The organism is Massilia sp. HP4 (assembly GCF_005222695.1).
In the GTDB taxonomy this organism is placed as follows: Bacteria; Pseudomonadota; Gammaproteobacteria; order Burkholderiales; family Burkholderiaceae_D; genus Telluria.
Window position 1 is genome coordinate 1 of the sequence record NZ_STGG01000045.1, and the last position, 5625, is coordinate 5625.

The following is a 5625-nucleotide window of genomic DNA, read 5'->3' on the forward strand; positions in this document are numbered from 1 at the left end:
TATCTCATTGCTGAGACAACGTTAATACTTTTTGTGAACATTTGATATTTTAAGTAATCAAGAACCGAGGTTCTTGGCACCTTCATCAAACGCCCACACTTATCGACTGTTAATTTTTAAAGATCAGAATTCAGTGTTGCTTCATCTGTCGCTTGCTTCGAATCGTTGTGTTCGTCAGCAGCAGAGGAAAGAGAGTATGAAGTGTTTTTCGTTTTTCGTCAACCCCTCATTTCGCTTCGTCTCAGATTTCTCTGCCGAAATTGCTAGCGTAACCACTTGATTACGTTAACATTTTCGGTCGTTGCCGAAGCGGAGGCGAACTATAGCAAAGCCCCGTCATATCGCGCAAGTGCTCAGCAATAATATTGTTTCGCGGCGACGGATTACGGTGGCGGCGCCACACCGCGTAGCTGCTCGGCGTCCTGCAGTGGCGACGCGCCGAACAGGCGACGGTACTCGCGGCTGAACTGCGAAGGGCTTTCATACCCCACCTGGAACGCTACATTGGCTGCCTCGACTCCCCCACCCATCAGGAGCTTGCGCGCCTCCAGCAGGCGCACCTGCTTCTGGTACTGGAGCGGGCTCATGATCGTCGCCGCCTTGAAGCGACGGTGCAAGACCGATGGGCTCAGGTGTACGGCTTCGGCCAACTCGGCGATCTTCAGGGGCGCATCGTAATGTTCGCGGATCCAGCCGATCGCCTTGTTCACGGCAAATTCGCGCTGGCTACCCATCACCCCCCGCGTCAAGGTAGGACCGCCAGGCCCCGTCACCAGGTAATACATGATCTCCTGCTTGAGCAGGCGCCCGAGGACAGGCAGGTCCGACGGCCGGTCGAGCAATCCCAACAGGCGCGCAAAGGCATCCAGCAGCCCCTCCTCCGCCACCTCGACACTGACAAAGGGCGGATCGTCACCTTGCACCGGCATCGGAATCTGCATCTCGAGCATGAAGGCGGCAAGCTCCTTGGGATCGAGGTCGACCCGAATCCCATAATAGGGTTCGGCTTCTCCGGCGCGCACGACCTGGCCTGAGACGGGCATCGCCATGCCCGCCTGCACATAGCAACCCGCACCGTAGCGCAGTACGCGCTCACCGACCAGCATCTGCTTCTCGCCCTGCAGCAGCAGGCACATCGAAGGCTCCAGCATGCCGCGGCCGATCGGCGTCGGCTCCCGGCGCCGGATCAATCCCAGCCAGGGCAGTGCCGTCGGCAGGTCGTCGATGCCGTTCGCTGCGGCGTACTGGAGACGTACCGTCTCCAGCAGCCGCCCGAGCAAGTCCTGTTCAAAGAGTTTGTTCATAGCCCAGCAAGGTCTTTGGCTCGAGATATTCCTCCAGCCCGAAAACGCCGAATTCGCGCCCCACGCCAGATTGCTTGAAACCGCCGAACGGCGCCATCGGTTCATCGTACAAGCCATTGATGAAGACCCGGCCCGCCTCGATGCGGCGGGCGACACGGTTCGCGCGCGCCACATCGCCCGAGAACACATAGGCGTGCAGGCCATAGATCGTGTCGTTCGCGATGGCGATGGCGTCTTCCTCGTCATCATAGGCAATCACTGACAGGACCGGTCCGAAGATCTCCTCTTTTGCGATGGTCATGTCGTTGCGCACATTGCTGAACACGGTAGGTCGCACGAAATAGCCGCGTTCCAGGCCATCGGGCAAGCCGACGCCGCCCAGCAGCAAGGTGGCGCCCTCCTCGATCCCCTTGCGGATATAAGCTTGTACGCGCTGGTACTGGGTAGAGGTGACCATCGGCCCGATCCGGGTGGCCGGATCGCGTGGATCGCCCACCGTCAACTCCTGGAATGCCGCGACGATGCCCTGCTCGGCCTCCTGCAATCGTGCGCGCGGCACCAGCAGGCGCGTACCCGCCAGGCAGGCCTGGCCGCTATTCATGGTTGCGGCCGCCGCAACGAGCGGCATGGCCTTGTCGAAGTCGGCATCGTCGAGCAGGATCGTGGGCGATTTGCCGCCCAGCTCCAGGGTGACGCGCTTGAGCGTTTCGGCCGTGCCACGCACGATCGACTTGCCAACCGCAGTGGAACCGGTAAACGATATCTTTGCGATGCCTGGGTGGCGCACGAAAGCGGCGCCGACGACATCACCGCGTCCGGTCAGGATGTTGAACAGGCCGGCAGGAACTTCGGCGCGGTGCAGGACGCGGGTCAGCAGTTCAGTCTGGCGTGCGCTCAATTCGCTGGGCTTGATCACCGCTGTACTACCGGCGGCGATCGTCATCGCTAGTTTGCTACAGATCATGCCGTAATTCGCATTCCAGGGCGTGATCAGGCCAACGACGCCGAGCGGCTCCATGCGGACCCGTGCGCTGGCCACCTGGCGCTCGAACGGGTAGTCGGCCAGCAGCGTGCGCGCCTGGTCGAAAGAAGCGGCTGCCCGCCTCGACGTCGCAACAGAAATCGCGTGAGGGCCGCCATATTCCTCGATCATGGTCGCGATCAGCTCCTCTTCGGCTTGCGCAACGACTTCGTGCAGGCGTGCGAGCCAGTCCATGCGCTGTTCGCGCGACGATCCGGCGAGTTCGCGATATGCGGCGCTCGCGGCGACGATCGCATTTTCGGCGTCGACTTCGTCCGCCAGGATGACGTGCGTTGCTTCCTGCTCGGTAACTGGGTCGACCAGGGTGAAGCGCTCGGTGCCGTGCGGCGTGACGAATCGTCCCTTGATATAAATAGTGTCGATCAAATTCATGGCGTGCTCCGCTCAGATAATGAGCATTCATCATAGGAGTCATGGTGGCTGGGCCGGTAGACCGATCCTTGCGACCTCTTGCCTGATCCTGCCAGCCGGGTGATGAATCGGGCAATGCGCCGTATTGCAGAGATGGAGCGATGTGAGCGCGTACACCGCGACTTCCTGGCGGCACGGCGAGCCACGCCAATTTCTCGATAATCATCGCTTGCAATTATCTAGCGTGCGATCTATATTGGATGCATGAACACGACCGCCCCTACCTCTCCTGCGACGCCGATGCTCGACGAGCAATTGTGCTTCGCCCTGTACTCGACCTCACTGGCAATGATGCGAGTCTACCGTGGCCTGCTGCCCAAGCTCGGGCTCACCTATCCGCAATATCTCGTGATGATGGTTTTGTGGGAACAAGATCAGCTGACCGTGTCCGATATTGGCGAACGCCTGTTCCTGGATTCTGCAACCTTGACGCCTTTGCTCAAGCGCATGGAAGCCCAGGGACTGGTGCAGCGTAACCGCGCGCGCAGCGACGAGCGCCAGGTGATCATCAGCCTGACCGACGAAGGCAAGGCCTTGAAGAAGGAAGCCGTCAGCGTGATGCCGGCGGTATTGTGTGCGACCCAGTGCTCGGCCGACGAAGCATCGGCATTGCGCGAACAGTTGGTAAATTTGCGCAAGAGCCTGAACGACAGCGCCGGCTAGCGGCGCGTCATCGGGAGCCAGGTCAGCCCGCGATCCGCAGCGGGCTGCCTTCGGTTTCAATGCGAAATACGCGCACGGTGCGCAGCAGCCTTGCAGCCTGTTCCTTGAGTGCCGCAGCGGAAGCGGCGGCCTGTTCGACCAACGCAGCGTTCTGCTGGGTTGCCTCATCCATTTGACCCACCGCGTGGTTCACCTGCTGGATGCCGACATGCTGGGCCTCGCTTGCGGTCGTGATTTCAGCGATGATGCCGCTGACTTCTTTCACGCTGGTCACGATGTCTTCCATCGTGGCGCCGGCCTGTTCCACCAACTTCGAACCCGCATCCACCTTGGCAGCCGATTCGCCGATCAAGGCAGAGATTTCCTTGGCGGCAGTGGCCGAACGATGGGCCAGGCTGCGCACTTCGCTTGCGACCACGGCGAAGCCCCGACCCTGCTCGCCGGCGCGTGCCGCTTCGACCGCGGCATTCAGTGCAAGGATATTGGTCTGGAAGGCGATGGCGTCGATCACACTGGTAATGTCCGATATCTTGCGGGCCGAGGCATGGATATCCTGCATGGTATTGACCACGGCGGAAACCACAGTGCCACCCTTGCTTGCGACTACGCTTGCCGAAGCGGCGAGCGTATTGGCATGGCGGGCGTAGGCGGTATTCTGTTCGACGACAGCAGTCAGCTCTTTCATCGAGTCCGCAGTACGGCCCAGTGAGTTTGCCTGTTCTTCGGTACGCATCGACAGATCGTCGTTGCCGGCGCTGATCTCACTGGAAGCGGTCGCAATCATGTCGGTACCGCCGCGGACCTGGGCGACGATGTTTTGCAGGCTGGCCTGCATTTCACGGATGGCATGCATGACGCTGGCGTCGTCGTCGGGACGCACGGCGACGTCGACGGTCAGGTCGCCCGAAGCGATGGCCGAGGCGATGCGATTGACTTCGACCGGCTCGCCGCCCAGCTGGCGCAACAGGTGCGCCGTGATTGCGCTGCCGACCAGCATGCTCAGGACGACGGCGGCAAGCGTCACCACGATAATCGTGGTCTTGGCAGAACCGATCGATTCTTGCGCATGGGCAGTACTGTCCGCGACCTGTTGCTGCACGGTCGTGATGACGCGATCGATATCGAGTACGTTTTGACGGCGCAGCGGGCTGCACTCGTTGACGAGGAAGGCGCCGTATTCGGCCATCTGGCCGGCATCGCGATAGCGGCGTGGACGATTCAGCTCTTGCGCCATCTGCAGCAGGCCTTCGCGCATCTTCGCGAAGTTGGCATTCGCCTGGAACAATGGTTCGAGCGCCTGCAGTTCAGCGAGATAACGGGATTTGTGTTCGTCCAGGAGGTCGAGTTCACGGCTGGCGTCGGCAACGTCCGGGAAGATGTAGGCATTGCGTGCGGCAAGGCCGGTCTGGGCGAGCGATTCGCGTAACTCGTACAGGCGCTCGAGCTCGGTCGTGCGCACCGTGTTTTGTGCAGCGAGTTCCTGACCGACGTTTCCTAATTCACGCCATGCGAATATGGCGAGCACGATGATCAGGATTCCGACCAGGCCAAACCCGAGGCCGAGCTTGGCCCGCGTGCTGAGTGCAGAAAGTGATCGCATAAAGTTCTTTTAAATGTAATGAGGCAAAAGAAGTCCCTGTCGGCGCTGTGTGCCAACAGAAACAGATGAATGGGAACAAAGGATTATAGGAAACTATCTGTCACGCACGATTGATTCTGGACAGAAAGCAATGTTATTTGTACGCAATGCATCTGAGGCTGACGCGATTTGGTGCTTGAACAACATGGTGTTATCCAGGCGCAGAAAGCAAAAAACCCCCACCTGCACTACACGCGATCTTGAGCGCGTGTAGGCTGGTGGGGGTTTTTCTATATAACTAGCCTGACGATAACCTACTTTCACACTGGTTGCAGCACTATCATCGGCGCAAAGTCGTTTCACGGTCCTGTTCGGGATGGGAAGGGGTGGGACCGACTTGCTATGGTCATCAGGCATGACTTGTACGAGCATTCGTTTGGCTCCGATATTGGAGCGTGGTGGGTTGATGTCAACCATCACCGCGTCGGCGGCAAAGCCGCCAACCCTACGAAGCTCTGAATCTGGAAGAAGTATTGTTTGGGTGGTAGCTTGTATTCAAGCAGTTGTACTCGTCAACCTCGGACTACCAAGGTTATAGGGACAAGCCTTACGGGCAATTAGTACTG

General features: G+C 59.4%; 4 protein-coding genes and 1 rRNA gene. 1 reads left to right on the plus strand and 4 read right to left on the minus strand.

Annotation, left to right across the window (positions count from 1 at the left end; translation table 11 throughout):
* Positions 1–383: 383 nt before the first annotated feature.
* Positions 384–1304, minus strand: coding sequence for an AraC family transcriptional regulator (locus E8M83_RS16910; protein ID WP_170976845.1), 921 nt, complete (start codon positions 1302–1304; stop codon positions 384–386).
* A complete protein-coding gene (locus E8M83_RS16915) occupies positions 1288–2718 on the minus strand; it encodes an aldehyde dehydrogenase family protein (RefSeq protein ID WP_137174522.1) in 1431 nt (476 codons plus the stop codon). Before E8M83_RS16915 ends, E8M83_RS16910 begins: the two co-directional genes overlap by 17 nt.
* A 243-nt stretch (positions 2719–2961) precedes the next feature.
* On the opposite strand from E8M83_RS16915, the gene E8M83_RS16920 reads away from it, so the two are divergent.
* Complete coding sequence (locus E8M83_RS16920; RefSeq protein WP_137174523.1) at positions 2962–3420, plus strand: MarR family winged helix-turn-helix transcriptional regulator; 459 nt, start codon at positions 2962–2964, stop codon at positions 3418–3420.
* 22 nt (positions 3421–3442) lie between these two features.
* Here E8M83_RS16920 and E8M83_RS16925 read toward each other — a convergent pair whose 3' ends face one another.
* Together E8M83_RS16925 and rrf are read right to left on the minus strand one after the other, a co-directional pair.
* Positions 3443–5020 (minus strand): methyl-accepting chemotaxis protein, encoded by a 1578-nt coding sequence (locus E8M83_RS16925; protein ID WP_137174524.1) that lies wholly within the window; start codon positions 5018–5020, stop codon positions 3443–3445.
* Between the two features lie 280 nt (positions 5021–5300).
* Positions 5301–5413: ribosomal RNA gene (gene rrf / locus E8M83_RS16930) — 5S ribosomal RNA — on the minus strand.
* Between the last annotated feature and the right edge of the window lie 212 nt (positions 5414–5625).